The following is a 24,450-nucleotide window of genomic DNA, read 5'->3' on the forward strand; positions in this document are numbered from 1 at the left end:
GATGGCACAATTGACGATGATCCAAGCAATTACCGACGCAATGCGCACGGAATTGAAAAATGATGAAAATGTGCTCGTGTTCGGTGAGGACGTCGGTAAAAACGGCGGAGTCTTCCGGGCAACTGAAGGTCTTCAAAAAGAATTCGGTGAAGAGCGAGTGTTTGATACTCCACTTGCAGAATCTGGTATTGGCGGTCTGGCAATCGGTCTTGCATTGACTGGCTACCGTCCTGTAATGGAACTGCAATTTTTCGGCTTCTTATTCGAAGTAATGGACTCAGTAAACGGTCAAGCTGCACGTATGTCTTTCCGCAGTGCGGGTAAATTAAATGCACCAATTACAATCCGCTCACCATTTGGCGGGGGAGTGGCTACACCTGAAATGCACGCGGACAGCCTCGAAGGACTTGTTGCTGCTCAGCCTGGTTTAAAAGTAGTTATTCCATCAACGCCTTATGACGCAAAAGGCCTTCTAATCTCTGCAATCAAAGACGAGAACCCTGTCATCTTCCTAGAGCATATGAAACTGTATCGCTCGTTCCGCCAAGAAGTGCCTGAAGAAGAATACACAATTCCTTTGGGGAAAGCAGACGTAAAGCGTGAGGGAACTGATTTGTCAATCATCACTTACGGTGCAATGGTACAGGAAAGTCTTAAAGCAGCTGAAGCTCTTGAAAAAGATGGTCATTCTGTTGAAGTTATCGACTTGCGTACAATTCAGCCATTAGACGTTGAGACAATTATTGCATCTGTTGAAAAGACAAATCGTGCAATCGTTGTACAAGAGGCTCAGCGCCAAGCTGGAATTGCTGCAAATGTCGTTTCTGAAATCATGGAACGTGCAGTCTTAAGTCTTGAGGCACCAGTACTTCGCGTAACTGCGCCGGATACAATTTATCCGTTTGCACAAGGTGAAAACACATGGCTTCCTAAAGCGGATGACATTGTGGCAACAGCGAAAAAAGTACTTGAATTTTAATAGCCAGTCAAATGGACTGAGGAGAGGGTGGATCACGTGGCATATCATTTCCGTTTACCAGATATCGGAGAAGGAATTCATGAAGGCGAAATCGTTAAGTGGTTTGTTGCTGAAGGCGACACGATTAACGAAGACGATACGCTTCTTGAAGTACAAAACGACAAATCTGTCGTGGAAATCCCTTCACCCGTGTCAGGAAAAATAGAAGAAATACTTGTTAAAGAAGGTACTGTAGCAGTTGTAGGAGATAAATTGATTCGAATTGATTCTCCGGACCACGAAGACGAGGCGGAAGAGGAAGAGGCTCCTGCAGAAGAAAAACAGGAAGCTCCATCAAAAGCCGAATCCCAGGTACAAGCTACTGCAGAAAAAGGACAGTCTATAGATAAAGAAGACGCACCGAAAGAAGAAGCAGGTCCAGCAACTGATGCAACACCGGATGCAGAGAAGAAAGCAGCGAGTCAAGATGTTGATCCCAACCGACGCGTCATTGCAATGCCTTCTGTCCGTAAATTTGCTCGTGAAGAAGGCGTTGACATTCGTCAAGTCGCGGGTTCAGGTAAAAATGGCCGTGTTTTGAAAGAAGACATCGAGTCCTTTAAGTCAGGCGGCAGCAAAACAGCTCAAAACGAAACAAACAAAGAGAATGCTTCAGCTGGAGCTCAAGAAGAACAGCAGGCAGAATCTGCACAAACAGAGCAGCCTAAAGCGATTGAAGTACCTGAAGGCGACTTCCCTGAAACACGCGAGAAACTTTCTAATATCCGTAAAGTGATTGCGAAAGCTATGGTGAACTCTAAACATACTGCGCCTCACGTAACACTTCTTGACGAAGTGGATGTAACTGAACTAGTTGCACACCGCAAGAAGTTCAAAGGGATCGCAGCTGAACAAGATATTAAATTGACGTATTTACCGTATGTCGTTAAGGCTCTCGTTTCGACTTTACGCAAATTCCCAGAACTGAACACATCACTTGACGATGCAACTGAAGAGCTGATTCAGAAGCATTATTTCAATATCGGAATTGCAGCTGATACGGATCGCGGACTGCTGGTACCTGTTATTAAACATGCAGATCGTAAATCAATTTTTGCCATTTCAAAAGAAATCTCTGATCTCGGCGGAAAAGCTCGAGACGGTAAACTGGCTGCTTCAGAAATGAAGGGCGCGTCATGCTCGATTACTAACATTGGTTCTGCAGGCGGTCAGTGGTTTACTCCGATTATTAACCATCCGGAAGTTGCCATTCTTGGGATTGGCCGTATTTCAGAAAAACCAGTAGTGAAAAATGGTGAAATCGTTGCCGCACCTATGTTAGCATTATCATTAGTGTTTGATCATCGAGTCATTGATGGAGCAACGGGGCAACAAGCGTTGAATCATCTCAAGCACTTGCTAGGAAATCCAGAACTTTTATTAATGGAGGCGTAAACGATGGTAGTAGGAGACTTTCCAATTGAAACAGATACACTCGTAGTCGGTTCAGGTCCTGGAGGATATGTAGCAGCAATCCGTGCTGCACAGCTCGGACAAAAAGTAACGATTGTTGAAAAGAACACAATCGGCGGTGTTTGTCTGAACGTAGGCTGTATCCCTTCAAAAGCACTCATTTCTGTCGGACATCGTTTTGTAAGTGCACAAGACGCTGACGATATGGGGATTACGGCATCAGACGTAAAACTTGATTTCTCTAAAGCTATGGCATTTAAAGAAGGCGTTGTGAAGAAGCTTACAGGCGGCGTTGAAGGGCTCCTTAAAGGGAACAAAGTTGAAATCGTTAAAGGCGAAGCATACTTTGTTGATGCTAACACTGCGCGTGTGATGAATGACACATCTGCACAAACGTATAAATTTAAGAATGTGATTCTAGCAACTGGCGCACGTCCTGTTGAGATTCCGAACTTCAAATTCTCTAAACGCGTAATCAATTCTACAGGTGCTCTTGAATTAAAAGAGCTTCCTAAGAAATTGGTAGTGATCGGTGGAGGATATATCGGTACTGAGCTTGGTTCTGCCTATGCAAACCTAGGATCTGAAGTAACGATTATTGAAGGCGCGGATGATATTCTTACAGGCTTCGAGAAGCAAATGACGCAGCTTGTGAAAAAAGGATTAAAGAAAAAAGGCGTTGAAGTTGTTGTGAAAGCAACAGCTAAAGGTGCTGAAGAAACAGATTCTGGCGTGAAAGTTACGTATGAAGTAAAAGGTGAAGAAAAAACCGTCGAAGCTGACTACGTACTTGTAACTGTTGGACGCCGTCCGAATACAGATGAGATGGGACTTGAAGAGCTCGGCTTGAAATTTGAAGAGCGCGGAATTCTAAGTGTGGATAAGCAATGCCGCACGAGCATCTCAAATATTTACGCAATCGGTGATATCGTTCCTGGTTTACAGCTTGCACATAAAGCGTCTTACGAAGGTAAGATTGCTGCTGAAGCAATTGCTGGTGAAAAATCAGAAGTGGATTACATGGCAATTCCTGCAGTGTGCTTCACAGACCCAGAACTTGCAACTGTCGGCCTGAACGAAAAGCAGGCAAAAGATGAAGGGTATGAAGTAACAGTAGGCAAATTCCCATTCGGTGCGAATGGTCGTGCGCTTGCACTTAACGCTCCAGATGGTTTTGTTAAGCTTGTAGCGCGTAAAGAAGACGGCTTGTTACTTGGTGCTCAAATTGCAGGGGAGAATGCATCTGATATGATCGCTGAAATGGCAATTGCTATTGAAGGCGGAATGACGCTGGAAGACGTTTCAATGACAATTCATGCACACCCTACATTGGGAGAAATTTCAATGGAAGCAGCTGAAGTTGCACTTGGTAAACCGATTCACATTCTTTCTAAATAATACATGGAGAATCCTATCCGGCATCTGTTGGATAGGTTTTTTCCTATGTGCATAGACTAATCCGGACAGGAGGAGATACAAATGGAGTATAGTTATCCACTGCGTGCAGACTGGTCAACAGATGAAATTTTGATTGTAACCGGTTTTTTCACTTGTATTGAAAAAGCGTTTGAGCAAGGAATTGGAAGAGATGAGCTGCTAAGTGCGTATAATGCGTTTAAGAAGGTTGTACCTTCAATGGCGGAAGAGAAAACGTTATTTAAGGAATTTAAAGAAGCGAGTAATTATGAATGCTATAAATTAGTGAAGCGAGCAAAAGAGGACGCCAGCGGAGAACTTATAAAAGGATAAGCTGGCAGGCAATAATTATTTATGAAAGTATCGGCAATCTTTCAAAAAAACGATTCTAGGGTTCACCTAATGGGTGAGCTGCTGGAATCGTTTTTTTATTGACTATTTTTATCCGATTACTCGATCATACACAGGTAAAAGTTGTTCGAATGTTTTTTCCGCGTATGATAAAAATTCTTTATCCGACATCCTTGCTGCTTGTTTGCGATCCAGATGACGTCCGACGAGAAATTCCGCTTTCTTTACATCGTGCAGCCGTTCAAGTAGAGCGGCTAAACCATCTTGACCTATCTCTGAAATCAGGGTCGCATCGGGTTTCATATGGTCCCCTGAAACAATATAATCCTCAGGCAAAGATGTGACCATGGACAGATCATTCATCAAACGTTCTGAAATTCCTTTTTTATCGGGATTTTCGTAAATAATAGCAAGAACAATGAATAAATGTGATCCCCAAAGACCAATCTGAAAGTGTGGAAGTGCTTTGTAACCTCTTTTAGCCGGAGCGAATGCAACCCAGCTGTCAGATGGGGGATTCACTGTCCGTCTTGCATGCTTTGCAACATGCGGGAAAAACTCTCCCTTTCCATGAGCGGACAGCAAGGGTGTGAAAAGTTCACCCAATTTCACGAATTTAGGTTGAATTCGCTCCTGCAATAAGGACATTCGCGCATCCAATCCATCTACTTCAAAAACAGAAAAATCATTTTCTGTCCAAAATGTTTTTGTCAATTTTGTGACTCCTCTCATTTATCTACGTTTATTAGGAAGAACTTTGGGGAATAATTTAAGACAAGAGGACGGAACATCTAGTTGTCCGACTGATTCCCGCATATCTTATGGTAACAGGAAATTGCACATACTTTCAAAAAAAGGGGTGTTTTCGATGAAACAAGTCGTCCATGTTATTCGTAAAGCTGATGTAGAGAAAGAATTTCTAAAAGTATTGAACCTGGAGCTGGACTATGAATTAGCAACCCTTCATGATGCATTAAATGAAGAGGACTCCAAACAGATTGCGAAGAGCAAAAAGAGGCTAACTGAAATTCATAGTGAATTGGAGAAGTTGAATGGTTTTTAACGTAATCACTATACGCGACTGTTAGGAAAGGCTGTTGGTCATTGTTCTCTTCAGGGAGATCATGCACAGGAGCCTTTTTTGTTTTGGCTCCTTATAGCTATGCTATACTTGGTGGAGATGAACTGGAGGGATTTAAGATGAATTGGGGAGCACTTGACCGTTACGCGAAATCATTAATTAAAGAAGCGGGTCATCACATAAAACATTCATTTTTTACCGAAATTGAAATTAGCTCGAAGTCATCCGCGAACGATTTGGTTACGAATATCGACCAGGAGATTGAACAATTTTTCATCAGTCGAATCAGACGTGATTTTCCTGATCATCGAATTATGGGGGAAGAAGGATTTGGGGATGACATTCAATCACTGGAAGGGATCATTTGGTTTTTAGATCCTATTGACGGAACGATGAATTTTATCCATCAAAAACGGAACTTTGCTATTTCATTAGGGATTTATATAGACGGTATAGGAATGCTTGGTTATGTGTACGATGTCATGGCTGACGATTTATATTCCGCGATGAAGGATGAAGGCGCTTATCTTAATGATATTCAACTTCCAAAGTTGAAAAGCACGACAATTGAAGAAGCAATTATTGGAGTAAATGCAAGCTGGGTTGCTCCCAATCGATATGTAGATAACGAACCGATGATTGACCTCGTTAACAGATGCAGAGGGACACGCTCATATGGCTCAGCAGCTATCGAATTGACACATGTAGCAGCAGGAAGGGTCGATGTATATATGTCGATGAGGTTATCCCCGTGGGACGTTGCAGGCGGTATGATCATTGCTTCCGAAGTTGGAGCCGTTTCTTCTACAATGAAAGGTGAGCGGCCGGGACTGCTTGAGCAAGAGACGTTTATTGTTGCGAATGCGAGTATCCATTCACAGTTGCTTGATGATTTCATCGCATTAAAAAAGTGAAGCATCATTAGGTTTCCTAACGATCTTCACTCATTTATTAAAGAAGTCCTTGCTCGCGTAACTTCTTTTTTGTTTTAAAGCCATTCCCCATGATCAGGATAAGAGAAACAATTGCTGCAATCGCCAATAAAAAACTTTTTACGCCGACAGCAATTCCAATCATAAACATTGATAGAACAGCACCCAGAGCGTATAAAACGAACACCCATTTGACATTTTTCAAAAAAAATACGCCTCCTGATAAAGTAAATCGTTTTTTCTCGAAGTATCTTGTGCTATAATAACACAGTTAATCAACTGAATAAAGACAGATGGAGTGAAATGATGACAAACACACGAAATGATCTTAGAAATATAGCTATTATCGCCCACGTTGACCATGGTAAAACAACACTAGTTGACCAGTTATTGAAGCAATCAGGTATTTTCCGTTCAAATGAGCAAGTTGAAGAGCGCGCGATGGACTCAAACGAAATTGAGCGCGAGCGTGGAATTACGATTCTTGCGAAAAATACTGCAATCGAATATGAAGACACGAAAATCAATATTTTGGATACACCAGGACACGCTGACTTCGGTGGAGAAGTTGAACGTATTCTTAAAATGGTTGATGGCGTAGTTCTAGTCGTTGACGCATTTGAAGGATGTATGCCGCAAACACGTTTCGTATTGAAAAAAGCTCTTGAAATCAACCTAAAGCCAATCGTTGTCGTAAATAAAATCGACCGTGAATTTGCACGTCCTGAAGAAGTAGTTGATGAAGTTCTTGAACTCTTCATCGAATTGGATGCAAATGACGAGCAACTTGAATTCCCTGTAGTATTTGCTTCAGGATTCAATGGTACTGCGAGTCTTTCTCCAGACCCAGCTGATCAAGAAGATACATTGAAAGTATTGTACGAAGCAATTCTTGATAAAATTCCAGCTCCAATCGACAATCGTGAAGAGCCGCTTCAATTCCAAGTATCTCTTCTTGACTACAGTGATTATGTAGGTCGTATTGGTATTGGACGCGTATTCCGCGGAACGATGAAAGTAGGACAACAAGTTAGTGTTATGAAACGTGACGGAGCTGTTAAAAACTTCCGCGTTACAAAAATGTACGGTTTCTTAGGATTGAAACGTATTGAAATCGAAGAGGCATATGCAGGTGACTTGATCGCGATTTCTGGTATGGATGATATTGACGTTGGTGAAACAGTTTGTCCTACAGACCATCAAGAAGCACTGCCATTGCTGCACGTAGATGAGCCTACATTGCAAATGAAGTTCCTTGTAAACAACAGTCCATTCGCTGGCCGTGAAGGGAAATGGGTCACTTCAAGAAAAATCGAAGAGCGTCTAGAGCAGCAATTGCAAACAGACGTATCGTTGCGTGTAGATCCTACGGAAACTCCTGATGCATGGATGGTTTCTGGCCGTGGAGAACTTCACTTATCAATTTTGATTGAAAACATGAGACGTGAAGGATTTGAACTTCAAGTTTCAAAGCCTGAAGTAATTGTTAAAACAATAGATGGTAAACGTTGTGAGCCAGTAGAGAATGTTCAAATTGATGTTCCTGAAGAATATACAGGGGCAGTAATCGAATCCATGGGTGAACGTAAAGGCGAAATGCTGGATATGGTCAACAATGGAAACGGACAAGTTCGTATGACGTTCTTAGTGCCTGCACGAGGATTGATTGGATATTCTACAGACTTCTTAACGCTGACACGCGGATACGGAATCCTCAATCATTCATTCGATTCTTATAAGCCAATGACATCTGAAAAAGTCGGCGGACGTCGCAATGGTGTTCTGGTTTCTATGGAGAATGGTAAAGTAACAGCTTATAGTGTTATGCAGCTAGAAGACCGTGGAATCATGTTCGTCGAAGCGGGTACTGATATCTATGCAGGTATGGTTGTTGGAGAGAACACGCGTGAAAGTGATATCACAATCAACTTAACACGTATTAAACATGCTACTAACGTACGTTCTGCTACAAAAGATCAGACAGTTTCAACTAAGAAACCTAAGATCATGACGCTTGAAGAAGCTCTTCAATATGCGAGTGAAGATGAGTACTGTGAAGTAACACCTGTTTCGATTCGGATTCGTAAGAAAATTCTCGATAAGAACGAACGCGAAAAGTCACAGAAAAAGAGCAAATAAGCTGTTATGAAAGGAATGTGTTGAATGAAGGTAGAGGATTCAGAGCTCGTAGCCACTAAGATGTCCGGCATCGCGAAGTTAATTTACGAAATGATGCCGAATTTCGATGCCGCGGGCTACGTACTGTTCGCCCTCGTGTTTTTACTGGCAGCCTTAGTGTATAAACTAGGCTTTGCCAGGAAAATCAAGCCATTGCAAAATCTTGTCATTTATACGTTTTTGTTTATCGGCTGCCTCGTGCTAACGTTCTTAGCATTTTTCCTTCCGATCGTGGAGGGGCTAATTGTAGCCGCGCTGATTCTTATTATTTATAGAGTCCGCAGATTAAATGAACATCAAAAAGATCCAGTCGCATAACATGCGGCTGGATCTTTTTTTAAAACTCATTTTCAGCTGGATGGGAACTGCGGCGGAAATTGAAGTTTCCTGTTGCTATGCGCAGCTGCGTTAATTCTCCAATACGCTCTCGGCAAGCTTCACACATATATGTATGAATCGGCCGGTTGCGCAATTTCTTTGCGAGTGGATCTTCATCGCTCAGTTTACCGATTTCATCGCACATTACACATTTAACACGCATTGTCGCACCTCTCTTCAGCTAATTCGGATTGCCGAAACATTACGGATTGGATTATTTCGATTTGAGCCGTCCTTTAGCATAACGTGAATGGGGCCATCTTCTTTTAACGGTTTGCCTTTCAAGCTGAACTGGAATAGCAAATTTGCTGCGTCTGTGATCGGGAAGTCGTATTCTCCATCAGCTGTTTCAAAAGTGATGGTTGTCGCATCTTCTGCTGGAATTGCATTTTTCAAAAAAGGCTCGAAAATAATTCCAAATGTTCCCGTCAGCATTTTTTGTTTCTCATATTTCTTTTCGGACTTCAGGGTTGGGGGATAGGTCGCACCTTCCATAATTTCTCGAGACCAGTGTTTCCCCATCCGCTCTTTATAATCTTCCATCTCATCGAACTCTTCACTTTCTGTCGTAAAATACGTTTCCAAGTCGAGTCGTCTGTCATCAAAAATCCAGACAGTGGGGTCCAGCGTAATCGTATGTTTAACATTTCCTTTAATTGGTACAATAGTTTCCACAATAAATCCTCCCAGCACATTCGTTTCTAGTTTACAGTATACCTGTTTTTGTTCTTAATCGGAAGCTATCTGGCTATCCTGCGGCAGAACGGTACGGGAAATACTTGCAATTTCGGCTTTCTACAGCTACAATTTACTCTATAGCAGCTTGCTGAAATAAGAGTAATGGGGGCGTCCTCATGGATATAGAAGTACAGGAAACCTATCAGGAAAAAGCTATAATGCAGCTGCAGGCGGATGCAGATAAAATCGCCCAGCTCATTAAAGTGCAGATGGATCATTTGACGATGCCGCAATGTCCTTTGTATGAAGAAGTACTGGACACGCAAATGTATGGCCTGTCTCGTGAAATCGACTTTGCCGTGAAGCTTGGTCTTATTGAGAGAGAGCGTGGAAAGAACATACTTTCTGTTTTAGAGAAGGAAATGAACATCTTACATGAACTTAGCATAAAAAAATAAACAAAAGACTCAAACTAACCTAAAGTTTGAGTTTTTTATTTACAGATACGAGGGATTTTTTTGAAAAGTTATGCAAAAAGGCTATTTCGCCATTTTGATTTCCCATTATTTTTTACATATTTAGTACTTTGTCTGTTTGGGCTCATGATGGTTTACAGCTCAAGCATGGTTTGGTCTGTAAACCGGTATGGCTGGGAGCCGGATTATTTTTATAACCAACAGCTTAAGAGTGTGATTATCGCACTTTTTGCCTTCTTCTTTACGGCTTTTCTTCCTTACAAACTATATAGGAAAAAGTATTTTATGGTAGCTGCCGTTGCTGTCATGTTAGCTCTCCTATTTTTAGTTCATTTTATTGGATTTGGCGGGGACGTAGGGTCACAGTCTTGGATTAAACTTCCTATAGGCAGCATACAGCCTTCTGAACTTGCAAAGATTGTGATGATCATTTATTTTGCTAGTGTATTCGCGAATAAATACCAGGCTGGAACAATTAACAGTATTAACACCGCGATTGTGCCTCCAGTCATGATTTTAGGAATCGCTGTTGCGTCTGTCATGTTGGAAACAGATATTGGAGCGACCTTTATTATCATCGCTACCTCGATATGTGTGATGGCCGCAAGCGGCATCAACATTAAGACTTTTGGAAAGTTAAGTGTGTTTGTAGCTGCAATTCTAGTGCTTGTAGCAATCTTTTTGTACTTCTCCTGGGATTCAGTAATGACGGGAAGTCGCCTGGGGCGTTTTTCAGCCTATCGGGATCCGTTCCAATACATTCAAGGTTCAGGACTTCAGATTGTCAATGGATACATTGCGATTGGGGCCGGAGGATTGTTTGGATTTGGTCTAGGGAACTCTGTTCAAAAAATGGGGTATCTGCCTGAACCGCATACTGATTTCATCATGGCAATTATTTCTGAAGAACTTGGGGTTTTTGGAACTGTTCTAGTAATTGGCGGATTAGGCTTCTTAGTTGTGCGTGCATTTTGGATTGCGTTATCGACTAAGGACCCGCATGCTAGAATGCTTGCTTCAGGTGTAGGGGCTTTAATTGGTATCCAAACATTCATCAATTTAGGCGGATTGACTGGTCTCATTCCATTAACGGGTGTGACACTTCCGTTTATTAGTTATGGCGGAACTTCGATTATTCTGTTATCTTTAGCTTTAGGAATATTGATGAATGTTTCAATGTTCACTAGATATGAGAAAAATAAATAGAAAAGGGCGTGCCTAAGGTGGAAATGAGATCCATTAAAAAGATTCTGGTTGCGAACCGCGGGGAAATTGCAATTCGTATTTTCAGAGCGTGTACTGAACTTCAAATTCCAACAGTAGGTATTTATTCTGCAGAAGATCGAGGATCCTTTCATCGTTATAAGGCGGATGAATCGTATCTGATTGGAGAAGGCAAGAAACCGATCGATGCATATCTTGACATTGACGGCATTATTGAAATTGCTAAACGATCAGGTGCGAATGCTGTGCATCCAGGTTATGGTTTTTTAGCAGAGAATGAAGAGTTTGCTGCACGTCTTGAAAAAGAAGGAATCATTTTTATTGGACCGACTTCTCGTCACTTGGAGATGTTTGGCGATAAAGTGAAAGCGCGTTCACAGGCAATACAAGCTGGAATCCCGGTTATTCCAGGCACAGATGGACCTGTTCAATCCGTTGAAGATGTGGAGGCATTCGGGACGTCACACGGGTATCCAATTATCATCAAAGCGTCTCTTGGCGGCGGTGGACGCGGAATGCGTATTGTGGAGCATGCTGACGAAGTTCAAGAAGCTTACAATCGTGCGAAATCCGAAGCAAAGTCGGCATTCGGATCCGATGAAGTATATGTTGAAAAACTGATTAGAGAGCCAAAACATATTGAAGTACAAATATTAGGGGATACTCACGGGAATATTGTCCATCTGTATGAGCGGGATTGTTCAGTACAGCGTCGCCATCAAAAGCTGGTTGAAATTGCACCTTCCATTTCGTTAACAGACGAACTTAGATCAGCTATTTGTGATTCAGCGGTTAAACTAATGGCAAATGTAAACTACATAAATGCGGGAACAGTTGAATTTCTAGTCGCAAATGATGAGTTTTACTTTATTGAAGTTAATCCGCGTATCCAAGTGGAACATACCATTTCTGAAATGGTGACGGGTATCGATATCGTCCATACACAAATTTTCATAGCGGATGGAGAGAATCTTCATACCGGACATGCCTCAGTACCTGAACAGGACGATATCCCTCTGTTCGGTTATGCAATTCAAGCACGGGTAACAACTGAGGATCCACTGAATGATTTTATGCCTGATACTGGGAAGTTGTCTGTGTATCGATCTGGCGGCGGGTTTGGTGTCCGTCTGGATGCAGGAAACGGATTCCAAGGAGCAGTAATTACACCGTATTATGATTCATTGCTTGTAAAAGTTTCAACTTGGGGAATGACGTTCAGAGAAGCTGCATCCAAAATGGATCGGAACTTACAAGAATTCCGAATCCGTGGAATAAAGACCAATATTCCTTTCCTAGCGAATGTTGTTCGCCATGAAAGCTTTTTAACTGGAGATTATTCGACGAGTTTCATAGACGCAGCGCCGGAATTATTTGAATTCCCAGTCAGAAAAGACCGGGGGACGAAGGTTCTGAACTATTTAGGAACGATTACAGTCAATGGATTCCCAGGGATTGGACGTCAGTCAAAACCTGTTTTTGCTGTTCCGCGTAAGCCGGAAGTGGACTTGACTGCTGCACCAAAGCAAGGGACTAAACAAATTCTGGATGAGCGAGGACCAGAAGGATTAGCGAAATGGGTCAAAGAACAAGAAGATGTCCTGCTGACAGATACGACATTCCGTGATGCTCATCAGTCATTGCTTGCAACACGTGTCCGTACATCAGATATGACGAACATAGCAGCAGAATCGGCACGTCTGATGCCTGACCTGTTTTCGTTTGAAATGTGGGGCGGTGCAACGTTTGATGTGTCCTACCGTTTCTTGAAAGAAGATCCATGGGAGCGTCTTGCTTTGTTACGGGAGCAGATTCCAAATGTGTTATTCCAGATGCTATTCAGAGGAGCTAATGCAGTAGGATACAAAAACTACCCGGATAATGTAATCCGTGAGTTTGTTAAAGAATCTGCAGCCTCCGGGATTGATGTATTCCGTATTTTCGACAGTTTGAATTGGATTAAAGGGATGGAAGTGGCGATTGATGCAGTCCGCCAAGAAGGAAAAGTAGCGGAAGCCGCACTTTGTTACACGGGAGACGTTTTAGATCCAATGCGAACGAAATATACGATATCCTACTATAAAGAAATGGCTAAAGAACTTGAAAACGCCGGAGCTCATATCTTATCGCTAAAAGATATGGCAGGGCTGCTAAAGCCTGAGGCGGCGTATCAGCTTATTTCAGAATTGAAGGAAACAGTTGATATTCCAATTCATCTACATTCCCATGATACAAGCGGTAATGGGATTGCTATGTATACGCGCGCCATTGAAGCAGGTGTCGATATTGTCGATACTGCGCTTGGAGCGATGTCCGGTCTAACTTCACAACCTTCAGCTAACTCGCTTTACTACGCACTGCAGTATGGCGGAAGAGGCTTGCGGGCTGATGTAAAGTCACTTGAAGAATTATCCTTCTATTGGGAGGACGTTCGTGAGTATTATGGTCATTTTGAGAGCGGTATGATCAGTCCGCATTCGGAAGTGTACGTTCATGAAATGCCAGGAGGCCAATACTCTAACCTGCAGCAGCAAGCAAAGGGTGTAGGACTAGGCAATCGTTGGAAAGAAGTTAAAGAAATGTTCTCTCGTGTCAACATGCTATTTGGGGATATCGTTAAAGTGACCCCTTCATCAAAAGTTGTTGGAGACATGGCGCTGTTCATGGTCCAAAACGATTTGGATGAGGATGCTGTTCTGGCAAGAGGGAACTCAATCGACTTCCCTGAATCAGTGATTGAGTTCTTTGAAGGATATATTGGTCAGCCATACGGAGGATTCCCCGAAGAATTGCAGAAGGTCGTACTAAAAGGCCGCAAGCCGCTGACTGAGCGTCCCGGGGAATTACTGGAGCCGGTCAACTTTGAAGAAGTTATTGAAAAACTTGATCGTGAACTGGAAAATCCAGCTACTATGAAAGATGCATTAGCGTATTCGTTATATCCGAAAGTATTTGAGGAATATACGGCAATGTATAAGGACTTTGGCAATCTGTCAGTCATCCAGACTCCTGAATTCCTGTATGGAATGAGATTAGGAGAAGAAATTGAAGTAGAGATTGAAGTAGGGAAGACGTTAATTATTAAGTTGGTTTCTATTGGGGAACCTCAAGCTGATGGAACACGTGTCGTTTACTTTGAATTGAATGGTCAGCCGCGTGAAGTAATCATCCAAGATGTTAGTGTTGAAACAGATTCTGTGAAGAAGCAAAAAGCAGATTCAGGAAATGATGCACATATTGCTGCAACCATGCCTGGAACAGTCTTGCAGCTTGCAGTTGAAAAAGGGGACCGTGTCCGCCGCGGTCAACATTTATTGATCACCGAGGCAATGAAAATGGAAACGACAATCCAAACACCTTTCGATGGAGTCGTGAAAGAAATCCATGTATCCCAGGGTGAAGCAATCTCTACTGGAGATTTGTTGATTGAACTGGAGCATTGATGACATAAGAAACTAATAATGATTACGGGCACATCAATGGATATTGATGTGCCCGTAATTTTTGTTGAAGCGTTTATAAAAGGGGGAAAGTGATCATAACCCTACAGAAACGCCCCCAAAAACCCCACCAAAGCATAAAAAACAGCCACTCGAAACCCCGAGCGGCTGTTTTTTTTAGTGTGCCCAGCATGGGCGTAATCTATAGGGTGCAAGTCCCGAACTGTGAAGGTAGAAGTAACAGTTAGCTTAACGCAAGGGTGTCCATGGTGACGTGGAATCTGAAGGAAGCGAGCGGCAAACCTCTGATCTGAGGAACACGAACTTCATATAAGGCTAAGTACAATTGGGTGAGTTTGCTAAACAAAACAAAGCCCTTTCTACCGAAGGTTGTACGGAGTAGATGAAGCAGATAGGTGGAGGGAAAGATTACGTTCTTACCTGGGGAGGTCTGACTGATACGTCAAGTACTCTTGATAACCTATCCAGTGATGGATAGCTGAACAGTCAGAAGTCAGCAGAAGCCATAGTACCATTCTGACTCGAGAGGAATGGGAAGGGCTGAACGATTAAGAGAGAACAACATCTTGGCATTCAGTAAACTGCGATGAACACAGATAACCGTAAAGGCATACTTGAAGGAGGATATGGTGAATTCCATGGGGGACTTCAAGATGGTAGAGCAGAACTGGCATAAGAAGAACCGTTGTTCACGGAAAGAGGCGTGACGAATGTTGATGGAGCAGATACTATCACGGGAAAATCTACTTTCTGCCCTAAAAAGGGTAGAGCGAAATAAAGGTAGCCATGGCGTGGATGAAATGCCCGTACAAAACCTACGAACGCATATCGTGAAGCATTGGGAGTCCATGAAAATGGAACTGTTAGAGGGAACTTATGAACCGCAACCAGTCCGCAGGGTCGAAATCCCGAAACCTGACGGTGGCGTGCGATTATTAGGCATCCCTACTGTGATAGACCGGCTCATTCAACAAGCGATTGCCCAAATTCTCACTTCGTTATATGACCCAACGTTTTCAGACCATAGCTATGGCTTTCGTCCAAAACGAAGCGCCCATGACGCGGTAAGAAAGGCGAAAGGATACTTAACAGAAGGAAATCGCTGGGTAGTCGATATAGACTTGGAGAAATTCTTCGATAAAGTGAACCATGATCGACTCATGGGGACACTGGCGAAACGGATTCAAGATAAACGTTTACTGAAGTTAATCCGTAAATATCTGAAGTCAGGCATCATGATACATGGCGTGGTGACGAATAGTGAAGAAGGGACACCACAAGGTGGTCCACTTAGTCCTCTACTTTCTAATATAGTCTTAGATGAATTAGACAAAGAATTAGAAAGAAGGGGTCACCTATTCGTCCGTTATGCCGATGACTGTAATATCTATGTGAAAACAGAGAAAGCAGGGCGTCGGGTGATGAACTCTGTGACTTCATTTATTGAAGCGAAACTGAAGTTGAAAGTGAATGGAAATAAATCCGCAGTTGACCGTCCCTGGAAGAGGAAATTTCTTGGTTTCAGCTTCACCGTTGGTAAAGAACCTAAAGTTCGTATTGCCAAAGAAAGTGTTAAACGGATGAAGAATAAAATCCGTGAGATTACTTCTCGGAAGAAACCTTACTCGTTAGAGTATCGGATGAAGAAACTCAACCAATATCTGATGGGATGGTGTGGATATTTCGCTCTGGCAGATACGCCAAGTGTGTTTACTAAATTCGATTCGTGGATTCGAAGAAGACTACGCATGTGTATGTGGAAGGATTGGAAGAAACCCAGCACTAAAGTGAGGAAACTCGTAGGATTAGGTGCCCCGAAAGGGAAAGCTTATGAATGGGGGAACTCTCGGAAAAGTTACTGGAGAATTTCTAAAAGCCCAATACTACACAGAACCCTTGGGAACTCCTACTGGAGTTCCCAAGGGCTCAAAAGTCTAATATCTCGTTACGAAACTTTGCGTCAGCAATCTTAATTGAACCGCCGTATACCGAACGGTACGTACGGTGGTGTGAGAGGTCGGGAGTTAATCACTCCCTCCTACTCGATCATTATTTATGAATGCGTACTCTGGATAGCAGCAAAATCATGTACGTGAGCAACCCGAAGAGTAATGTCACGAATAATGAGTGAAGCAATGCAATGGAAAGATTCAAACGAGTGAAGACAGAGAGCATGCCCGTTGTAGCTTGTGCCAGAACGAGCACCAATGCGATAGACCAGCTCCATACCAGCACTTTTTGATCACGATAGTTACGGAATACATGGATAGCGATATACGCAAGCCAGATGACAATTAATGCAGCAGCCGTACGATGTCCCATTTGTACCCACTCATTCAATGTGGAAGGGAGTTCGAACTGATCGTTCCTGCACAGCGGCCAATCCGCACAAGCCAGACTGGATTCTGTATGACGCACTAAAGCGCCTGTATAAATCACGATGTAAGAGTAAATGGTCACACCGATTGTATGGAATTTCAGTTTGGGGCCGACTTTGATCTTATCGGCGTCGAACTTTTTATCCACTTCAAAAATGAGAAGAGTTAGAAGCAGAACCGCCGCAAACGAAATTAATGAAATTCCGAAATGTAAAGCGAGGATGAAATCTCCTTGTCCCCATTTTACCTGTGCCGCACCTATGAGTGCTTGCAAGATGAGGAAAAATACAGCCATCATCGAGAGGAATTTAGTTTCACGAACATGTCCAATCGCTTTCCATGACCATACGGCTAAAATCACTATTAAAATTCCGACAGCACCTGTTACGAGACGATGAGAAAACTCGATTAATACTTCTGTCGTAATCTCGTCCGGAATTAGTTGTCCATTACAGCCAGGCCAATGTCTGCCGCAGCCCATACCGCTGTCTGTTTTCGTAACGAGCGCACCGCCGAGCATGATGAGCAGCATTCCAACTGTCGCAGCTACCGCAAACCATTTTAAGTAGTTATATCGTTTCAAACAAAGACACCTTCTTCTGTAAAATGTCGACCGTTGAAAAGGTCTCTAGTTTTTAATGATAGAGAATTCCGTTATAAAACACAATGCCGGAAACGAAGAAGAGCTGATAAGGTTCGGGTTTTCACAAAATGTTCATAAAAAAGACCTGATAACTTCACAAATAGGTACGTGGAATGATTTACTATAGAGTGTGCACTGTATAATTCCTTGAGAGAGTGTGCAATTCTATACAAATTGCGATTTTGTATAGAAATTGTGAAGGATTTTCGATATAGTTAAGTACAGCGGTCATTTTTTAAAGGCTTTGAAAGGGGGAGTCAAATGTCAAACAGTCGTACGACTGCTGCAGAGACGGTACCGGAAACTGTAATTGCACCAACATTCATGAAGGACTTTTTAGCACTCATTAAAATTGGTATTGTGAATTCTAACTTGATTACTGCGTTCACGGGTCTTTTCTTGGCGTTCCAGTTTGCGAACATCAATTTTGTACATAGACTGGATCTTATGATTGCTACTCTTTTCGGAACTGCCTTAATCATAGCCGGTTCAGCAGCGCTGAATAATTTGATCGATCGTGATATCGACCCGATTATGACACGTACTCGGACTAGACCTACAGTGACTGGCCGATTTAAAGCCCCGGCAGTTCTTGCAATGGCTTTAGGGTTTATCGCAATTGGAGAAGGGTTGCTGTTTTCAGCAAATGCTACTGCAGGACTTCTTGGTCTCGCAGGAGTATTCAGTTATGTCGTTCTTTATTCGATGTGGTCAAAACGCCGTCACGTATCAAATACGATTGTCGGAAGTCTGTCTGGAGCTATTCCGCCGCTTATCGGATGGGCAGCAGTGGAACCGTCACTTGGATTTGGAGCTTTGGCGTTGTTTCTAATTATGTTTGTCTGGCAGCCGCCGCACTTTTATGCGCTGGCTATGAAAAAAACAGATGAATATGGAGCAGCTGGAATTCCCATGTTACCTGTCGTAAAAGGATTTGCCCGCACAAAGAAATCAATGCTTGCGTGGGTTGTGCTGTTATTTCCTTTGCCTTTTTTATTAAGCGAATTGGGAATTGGGTTTCTGATTTTGGCAACACTGTTAAACGTAGGTTGGTTATTGCTGGCTCTAAAAGGATTCAGTGCGAAAGATGATTTAAAGTGGGCAACATCCATGTTCATCTACTCATTGAATTACATGACAATCCTTTTTGTCTCGATGATTATCTTTTCGATTTTCATCTGAATGTCTGGAATTCTTTCTTTGACAGGAATTCATTATAGAGAGGTCTTTACTCCTCAATGGAAGAAAACACTATTAGAAAGAGAGGGATTATGAAGCGATGATGAAAGGACTCAAAAAATGGCGTCTCTTTTCCTTGTTAGCGGTTCTGACTGTATTTTTAGCAGGATGTGGCCAACAGGAATTATCCACGCTTCTACCGGCTGGTCAGGTAGGTAAAGATCAGTTTAAGCTGCTGATGCTTTCTTCAGGTATCATGTTGTTCGTCATTCTTGTTGTAGTCGTAATTTATGTAGTCGCATTGATTCGTTTCAGACGTTCGAAACTAGGTGAGGATTTCGTGCCTGAACAAGTTGAAGGCAGTCATAAATTGGAACTTGTTTGGACAATCATTCCAATTATCCTCATTATCATTCTTGCAGTTCCTACTGTATATTACACATATAAACTTGGGGACGTAAAAGCAATGGAAGAAGTAGACGACGAAGGAAATGCGAAACATCTTGTTGTTGACGTTACCGCTAAGCTTTACTGGTGGGAATTCGAATACCCGGATCTTGGTATTGTCACAGCACAGGAACTCGTAGTACCAACTAAGGAGAAAGTATTCTTCAACCTGAAAGCTGCAGACGTGAAGCACTCCTTCTGGATCCCGGCAATCGGCGGTAAGTTGGATACGAACGTTGAGAACTTAAACAAGTTTTTCCTGACATTCGATCAAGAATCAAAAGGTCTTAAAGATGGTGTGTTCTACGGTAAATGTGCTGAGCTATGCGGACCGTCTCACTCACTGATGGATTTCAAAGTAAAAACTTTACCGCGTGATGAGTTCGATGCATGGGCGAAAAACATGAAGGCAACTGCAGATGGAAACAATGTAGCAAACGCAGCAGGTGAAGAAGTCTTCAAACAAAGCTGTATCGGTTGTCACGCCACTTCTGGTGCTGGATCAAGCGGAGCACCCGGTCCGAACCTTGCAGCATTCGGTGACCGTAACCGCGTCGCTGGTTTCCTGGAGCATGATGAAAAGCACTTGAAAGAATGGATTAAGAATCCACAAAAAGTTAAACCGGGCAACAAAATGCCTTCTTTTGAAAATCAGCTTTCTGACCAAGAGTTAGACGACTTAGCTGAGTACTTGCTTGGCTTGTCTGTTGAGCAGTAATACGTAACGCGATATTGAAGAGGAGGTAAAACAACGTGAGTTCTGTTGCTCAAAAAAGAGGATTCGGCGCAGCCCTTTGGGATTGGATGACAACTGTCGACCATAAGAAGATCGGAATTCTTTACCTCATTGGCGGCGGTTTCTTCTTCGTCGTCGGCGGTATTGAAGCGATGATCATTCGTCTCCAGCTGTTAAAGCCGAACAATGACCTAGTTAGTGCAGGTCTTTTCAATGACTTAATCACGATGCATGGTACTACGATGATTTTCTTGGCCGCCATGCCGATACTATTTGGATTTATGAACTATATTATGCCCCTTCAAATCGGAGCGCGTGACGTTGCGTTCCCATTCATTAACTCATTAGGTTTCTGGATGTTCTTCTTTGGAGGATTGTTCCTGAATATTTCATGGCTGATCGGGCAAGTTCCAGATGCTGGATGGACTTCTTATGCATCGCTGTCACTTGCTTCTACAGGACATGGAATTGACTTTTATGCGATAGGTCTTCAAATCGCTGGTGGGGGTACGCTGATGGCCGGGATTAACTTCCTTGTTACCATCATTAATATGCGTGCACCAGGTATGACGTATATGAGGATGCCATTGTTCACTTGGACGACATTTGTCGCTTCAGCAATGATCCTTTTCGCTTTCCCACCACTTACTGTCGGTTTGTTCTTCTTAACATTCGACCGTATGTTTGGCGGTAACTTCTTTGACCATACAATGGGTGGTAACACAATTATCTGGGAGCATATTTTCTGGATCTTCGGACACCCTGAAGTATATATCTTGATTTTGCCGGCATTCGGTATTTTCTCTGAGATCTTCTCAATCTTCTCTCGCAAGCGTTTGTTTGGATATCCAGCAATGGTATTTGCGACAGTGTTGATTGGTTTCTTAGGATTCATGGTTTGGGCTCACCACATGTTTACAGTAGGTCTTGGGCCAACTGCAAACGCAATCTTCGCTGTTGCGACGATGGCGATTGCTGTACCAACTGGAGTTAAAATCTTCAACTGGCTGCTTACCATTTGGGGCGGAAGTATTTCCGTTACAACCCCAATGTTGTACGCGCTAGGATTTATCCCTTCATTCGTAATGGGTGGAGTTACAGGGGTTATGCAGGGTGCTGCACCTCTTGACTATCAGCTGCACGATAGCTATTTCATTGTTGCTCACTTCCACTACGTAATCGTTGGCGGAGTTGTACTTGCGATCTTAGCAGGTGTACATCTTTACTGGCCGAAAATGTTCGGAACAATGCTCAGTGAAACACTTGGTAAAATTACGTTCGTCTTCTTCTTTGTCGGATTCCACTGTACATTCCTGATCCAGCACTGGCTTGGATTCTGGGGAATGCCGCGTCGTGTTTGGACATATATGGACGGACAAGGCTGGAATACTGCAAACTTAATCAGTTCGATCGGTGCGCTTCTAATGGCGATCGGTGTGATTGTATTGGTCATCAATATCATTATGACAACTGTTAAGAATGTACGCGTTGGAAATGATCCATGGGGCGACGGACGTACGCTTGAATGGGCAATTCCATCACCGCCGCCATTCTATAACTTCACTCAGACTCCGCTTGTCCGCGGACTTGATACAGTTTGGATTGAAAAGCAGGAAGGCAACGCAACAGGTCTTACATTTGCTGAACCTGTAACGGATATCCACATGCCGAATGGTTCAATTATTCCATTCTTCATGACATTTGGTTTGTTCATCGCAGGATTTGGTGCAATGTTCCACCAGGAAACTTCTTGGGGACTTCCAGTGCTCATCTTGGGTCTTGCTTGGACGTTTGTCTCAATGGCAATGCGCTCAGTTAAAGATGACCTGGGCTTCCATGTAACAAAAGAAGAAATTCAGCGTGATATTAACAATGCTCATAAAGGGGGTCAAAACTGATGGATTTGAATAAAAAATTCACTCCGGAAACTTGGCCGGAACACCCTGAGCGTGCAACACTTGAAGCAAAGAATAAGTTTGTTGGCTTCTGGCTCTTCCTTGGCGGAGAAACGATTCTTTTTGCCACGTTATTTGCAACCTACATGGCGCTTAAGAATAAAGGACCAAGCGGTTTCGGCTTCTCGACTCAAGAACTTTATCAGCTTCCACTAGTATTTGTCATGACATTGTTACTTTTAACGTCTTCACTTACTAGTGTATATGCGATGCACCATATGAAGAATTACAACTTTAAGAAAATGCAGCTGTGGTTAGCTATTACTGCATTCCTAGGACTTTGCTTCCTTGGACTTGAAGTGTATGAGTTCTCTCATTACGTGAAAGAAGGCTTTACATTTGGAAATAGTGCATTTAGTTCATCGTTCTTTACACTTGTAGGAACGCACGGTTTCCACGTTGCAATCGGACTTGTTTGGGTAACATTGCTGCTCTTCCGAAATGCAAAACGCGGCTTGAACCTGTATAATGCAACTAAGTACTATACGTTCTCACTTTACTGGCACTTCATTGACGTCGTATGGGTATTCATCTTTACGGTAGTTTACTTGATGGGAGTGATCGGATAACATGGCAGAAGTAGAAATGTATAAGAGAACCCCTCTTGAACAGGATCTATTCGTCCGTCGTTCAAAGGAAACTATGCGCGGTCAAGTTATGATGTTCTCACTCATGATTTTCATGACACTTGTCTCGTTTACATTCGTCGTGGCTTATCAGCAAGGAGTGGATGGGTTTTCTAAGTACTTAGTAATCCCGGTTCTTTTCCTCTTTGCTTCAGTTCAAGTAGCATTACAGCTGTACTATTTCATGCACATGAAAGATAAGGGACACGGTGTTCCTCAGATGTTCATGTTCACAGGAGTAGTATTTGCATTCGTGATTCCACTTACTTTCGTTACGATTGTTTGGTGGTAAGCACTAAAAACCTCTGTCTTTAGCCAAATGCTAAAGGCAGAGGTTTTCTTATTTGTACCGATGTCAAAGAACGTTCATTGTGTTACCTAAAAGAACAGCCTATAATAAGAACAGATCTTATAAAAGGAGCTGAGGCAATTGCCGTTAAGTATATTCGGCTTCCGCGCTTTATGGAGTCCGTACTTTTTCTTATTTCTCGTTCTCGTGACGGTCCTTTATTTTTTATTGACTAAAAAGTGGAGAACACGATTTGAAGGAACTGAGGCTGTCACTTCCAGACAGATCACCTCTTTCATTTCCGCGATTGTACTGCTGTATATAGTAAAAGGATCCCCAATGGATTTGATGGGACATATTCTGTTTTCTGTTCATATGGGACAAATGGCGCTTTTGCTGTTGGTGATTGCCCCTTTATTCATTGTCGGAATTCCGAACTTTTTATGGAAGAAAGTTTTCAGTTACCCAAAACTCGCAGCGGTTATCCGGTTTTTCACTAAGCCGGTCATTAGCTTGATTGCGTTTACGATTATGTTTTCGTTAAACCACTATCCGCTCGTCCTGGATACAATCAAACTTAGCTTAATGCTGCACACTGCATTTACGCTGACATTATTTTTATCGGCGCTGTTTTTATGGTGGCCAATATTCAACACACTTCCAGGGGAGCCTCAATTACATGGCTTGAAAAAAATCGGTTATGTCATTTTGAGTGCAATTCTGCTGACACCTGCTTGTTCGTTAATCATTTTTGCTGACGTTCCGGTGTATGAGACGTATAGCAGCGGTGAAGCATGGCTGAAAGCAATGGCGCTCTGTGTGCCTGCTGGAACGCTGTCCGGTCTGACGATTTCCGGCCCTGAGTTATTTACAAATATGCCGACGCTTTATGATCAGCAGCTTGGCGGGATTATTATGAAAGTCATTCAAGAATTACTGTATGTATTCATCATTGGTAAAATCTTTATTACATGGTATCGTGATGAACAAGATAATGCTGACGAAATTACTCGTCAAGACCTGATTAACCGAAAAAACTTGACGATGCACGGTTGATTGTTACATCTGAATAGAAACGGAGAACTAATATGAACTTGCCAATCCTGCCGACATTAAGCACTTTGCTCATTATTATTTCCGGCATTTTAGTAATGATTGGGTGGATGCTGATACGCAAAAATCGGAAACAAGCACACAAAAATGTGATGATTGCCGCATCTATTTCAGCACTGCTGTTTTTAGTGATTTACTTATCAAGGACAGCAATTTTCGGGAACACAGCTTTTGGCGGACCCGATTCTGTTAAAATCTATTACACCGTATTTTTGATCTTCCATATTTGTCTGGCTACCTTAGGAGCCGTTTTGGGCGTGTTATCACTCATTTCAGGATTCAAGGATAACTTACCTAGGCATAAACGTCTCGGGCCGGTAACGAGTACTGTGTGGGTTTTTGCGGCCATTACCGGCGTTGCAGTCTATTTACTTCTCTATGTATTCTACAAAGGCGGAGAAACGACTTCAATGATTAAAGCGATTTTAGGATTTTAACACAAAAGACGCATGCCCCTATTATTGGGACATGCGTCTTT

The 24,450-nt window shown here is 42.7% G+C and carries 24 protein-coding genes; 19 read left to right on the top strand and 5 right to left on the bottom strand.

Going from position 1 to position 24,450, the window contains the following annotated elements; genetic code table 11:
* Position 1 precedes the first annotated feature (1 nt).
* From PGH26_RS04240 to PGH26_RS04255, 4 genes are all read left to right on the top strand, one after another.
* The gene (locus PGH26_RS04240; protein WP_323692779.1) at positions 2-979 is read left to right on the top strand and encodes an alpha-ketoacid dehydrogenase subunit beta; all 978 of its coding nucleotides are present in this window, start codon (positions 2-4) and stop codon (positions 977-979) included.
* A gap of 36 nt (positions 980-1,015) precedes the next feature.
* Positions 1,016-2,413 carry a dihydrolipoamide acetyltransferase family protein gene (locus PGH26_RS04245; RefSeq protein WP_323692780.1) on the top strand — a complete coding sequence of 466 codons (1,398 nt, stop codon included), beginning with the start codon at positions 1,016-1,018 and terminating at the stop codon, positions 2,411-2,413.
* A gap of 3 nt (positions 2,414-2,416) precedes the next feature.
* Complete coding sequence (gene lpdA / locus PGH26_RS04250; RefSeq protein WP_323692781.1) at positions 2,417-3,829, top strand: dihydrolipoyl dehydrogenase; 1,413 nt, start codon at positions 2,417-2,419, stop codon at positions 3,827-3,829.
* 81 nt (positions 3,830-3,910) lie between these two features.
* Entirely contained in the window at positions 3,911-4,180 is a 270-nt protein-coding gene (locus PGH26_RS04255) for a UPF0223 family protein (RefSeq protein WP_323692782.1), read from the top strand.
* 108 nt (positions 4,181-4,288) lie between these two features.
* Here the strand turns inward: PGH26_RS04255 and PGH26_RS04260 are convergent, their stop codons facing one another.
* Positions 4,289-4,912 carry a YktB family protein gene (locus tag PGH26_RS04260; protein WP_323692783.1) on the bottom strand — a complete coding sequence of 208 codons (624 nt, stop codon included), beginning with the start codon at positions 4,910-4,912 and terminating at the stop codon, positions 4,289-4,291.
* Between the two features lie 154 nt (positions 4,913-5,066).
* On the opposite strand from PGH26_RS04260, the gene PGH26_RS04265 reads away from it, so the two are divergent.
* Positions 5,067-5,261, top strand: coding sequence for a hypothetical protein (locus PGH26_RS04265; protein WP_323692784.1), 195 nt, complete (start codon positions 5,067-5,069; stop codon positions 5,259-5,261).
* Positions 5,262-5,398: 137 nt separating this feature from the next.
* Complete coding sequence (locus PGH26_RS04270; RefSeq protein ID WP_323692785.1) at positions 5,399-6,193, top strand: inositol monophosphatase family protein; 795 nt, start codon at positions 5,399-5,401, stop codon at positions 6,191-6,193.
* Positions 6,194-6,230: 37 nt separating this feature from the next.
* On the opposite strand, the gene PGH26_RS04275 is transcribed toward PGH26_RS04270, so the two are convergent.
* Positions 6,231-6,416 carry a YlaF family protein gene (locus PGH26_RS04275; protein WP_323692786.1) on the bottom strand — a complete coding sequence of 62 codons (186 nt, stop codon included), beginning with the start codon at positions 6,414-6,416 and terminating at the stop codon, positions 6,231-6,233.
* A gap of 101 nt (positions 6,417-6,517) precedes the next feature.
* Here PGH26_RS04275 and typA point away from each other — a divergent pair, with 101 nt between their 5' ends.
* Positions 6,518-8,350 (top strand): translational GTPase TypA, encoded by a 1,833-nt coding sequence (typA, locus tag PGH26_RS04280; RefSeq protein ID WP_323692787.1) that lies wholly within the window; start codon positions 6,518-6,520, stop codon positions 8,348-8,350.
* Positions 8,351-8,374: 24 nt separating this feature from the next.
* Positions 8,375-8,707: a YlaH-like family protein gene (locus PGH26_RS04285; protein WP_231567284.1), complete on the top strand. Its 333-nt coding sequence runs from the start codon at positions 8,375-8,377 to the stop codon at positions 8,705-8,707.
* Between the two features lie 19 nt (positions 8,708-8,726).
* Here PGH26_RS04285 and PGH26_RS04290 read toward each other — a convergent pair whose 3' ends face one another.
* Positions 8,727-8,930: a YlaI family protein gene (locus PGH26_RS04290; RefSeq protein ID WP_323692788.1), complete on the bottom strand. Its 204-nt coding sequence runs from the start codon at positions 8,928-8,930 to the stop codon at positions 8,727-8,729.
* A gap of 14 nt (positions 8,931-8,944) precedes the next feature.
* The gene (locus PGH26_RS04295; RefSeq protein ID WP_323692789.1) at positions 8,945-9,442 is read right to left on the bottom strand and encodes a peptidyl-prolyl cis-trans isomerase; all 498 of its coding nucleotides are present in this window, start codon (positions 9,440-9,442) and stop codon (positions 8,945-8,947) included.
* 179 nt (positions 9,443-9,621) lie between these two features.
* On the opposite strand from PGH26_RS04295, the gene PGH26_RS04300 reads away from it, so the two are divergent.
* The 4 genes from PGH26_RS04300 to ltrA all read left to right on the top strand — a co-directional run bounded on the left by PGH26_RS04300 (position 9,622) and on the right by ltrA (position 16,579).
* Positions 9,622-9,903: an Fpa/YlaN family protein gene (locus PGH26_RS04300; RefSeq protein ID WP_039044106.1), complete on the top strand. Its 282-nt coding sequence runs from the start codon at positions 9,622-9,624 to the stop codon at positions 9,901-9,903.
* Between the two features lie 60 nt (positions 9,904-9,963).
* Positions 9,964-11,127 (top strand): FtsW/RodA/SpoVE family cell cycle protein, encoded by a 1,164-nt coding sequence (locus PGH26_RS04305; protein WP_323692790.1) that lies wholly within the window; start codon positions 9,964-9,966, stop codon positions 11,125-11,127.
* A gap of 23 nt (positions 11,128-11,150) precedes the next feature.
* Positions 11,151-14,588, top strand: a complete 3,438-nt coding sequence (gene pyc / locus PGH26_RS04310) for a pyruvate carboxylase (RefSeq protein ID WP_323692791.1) — start codon at positions 11,151-11,153, stop codon at positions 14,586-14,588.
* A gap of 728 nt (positions 14,589-15,316) precedes the next feature.
* The gene (gene ltrA, locus PGH26_RS04315; RefSeq protein ID WP_323691043.1) at positions 15,317-16,579 is read left to right on the top strand and encodes a group II intron reverse transcriptase/maturase; all 1,263 of its coding nucleotides are present in this window, start codon (positions 15,317-15,319) and stop codon (positions 16,577-16,579) included.
* 76 nt (positions 16,580-16,655) lie between these two features.
* On the opposite strand, the gene PGH26_RS04320 is transcribed toward ltrA, so the two are convergent.
* On the bottom strand, positions 16,656-17,567 hold the full coding sequence (locus tag PGH26_RS04320; RefSeq protein WP_323692792.1) for a COX15/CtaA family protein: 912 nt from the start codon (positions 17,565-17,567) through the stop codon (positions 16,656-16,658).
* A 321-nt stretch (positions 17,568-17,888) separates the two neighbouring features.
* Between PGH26_RS04320 and cyoE the strand changes: the two genes are divergently transcribed.
* The 7 genes from cyoE to PGH26_RS04355 all read left to right on the top strand — a co-directional run bounded on the left by cyoE (position 17,889) and on the right by PGH26_RS04355 (position 24,409).
* Positions 17,889-18,809 carry a heme o synthase gene (cyoE, locus tag PGH26_RS04325; protein WP_323692793.1) on the top strand — a complete coding sequence of 307 codons (921 nt, stop codon included), beginning with the start codon at positions 17,889-17,891 and terminating at the stop codon, positions 18,807-18,809.
* A 97-nt stretch (positions 18,810-18,906) separates the two neighbouring features.
* Positions 18,907-19,971 (top strand): cytochrome c oxidase subunit II, encoded by a 1,065-nt coding sequence (gene coxB, locus PGH26_RS04330; protein ID WP_323692794.1) that lies wholly within the window; start codon positions 18,907-18,909, stop codon positions 19,969-19,971.
* 35 nt (positions 19,972-20,006) lie between these two features.
* Positions 20,007-21,887 (top strand): cytochrome c oxidase subunit I, encoded by a 1,881-nt coding sequence (locus tag PGH26_RS04335; RefSeq protein ID WP_323692795.1) that lies wholly within the window; start codon positions 20,007-20,009, stop codon positions 21,885-21,887.
* Positions 21,887-22,513: a cytochrome c oxidase subunit 3 gene (locus PGH26_RS04340; RefSeq protein WP_323692796.1), complete on the top strand. Its 627-nt coding sequence runs from the start codon at positions 21,887-21,889 to the stop codon at positions 22,511-22,513. Before PGH26_RS04335 ends, PGH26_RS04340 begins: the two co-directional genes overlap by 1 nt.
* A 1-nt stretch (position 22,514) precedes the next feature.
* Positions 22,515-22,862 carry a cytochrome C oxidase subunit IV family protein gene (locus PGH26_RS04345; RefSeq protein WP_323692797.1) on the top strand — a complete coding sequence of 116 codons (348 nt, stop codon included), beginning with the start codon at positions 22,515-22,517 and terminating at the stop codon, positions 22,860-22,862.
* 138 nt (positions 22,863-23,000) lie between these two features.
* Complete coding sequence (gene ctaG / locus PGH26_RS04350; RefSeq protein WP_323692798.1) at positions 23,001-23,915, top strand: cytochrome c oxidase assembly factor CtaG; 915 nt, start codon at positions 23,001-23,003, stop codon at positions 23,913-23,915.
* A 32-nt stretch (positions 23,916-23,947) separates the two neighbouring features.
* Complete coding sequence (locus PGH26_RS04355; protein ID WP_323692799.1) at positions 23,948-24,409, top strand: DUF420 domain-containing protein; 462 nt, start codon at positions 23,948-23,950, stop codon at positions 24,407-24,409.
* The last annotated feature ends 41 nt before the right edge of the window (positions 24,410-24,450 follow it).

This window comes from Sporosarcina jeotgali, from assembly GCF_033304595.1.
Taxonomy (GTDB): domain Bacteria; phylum Bacillota; class Bacilli; order Bacillales_A; family Planococcaceae; genus Sporosarcina; species Sporosarcina jeotgali.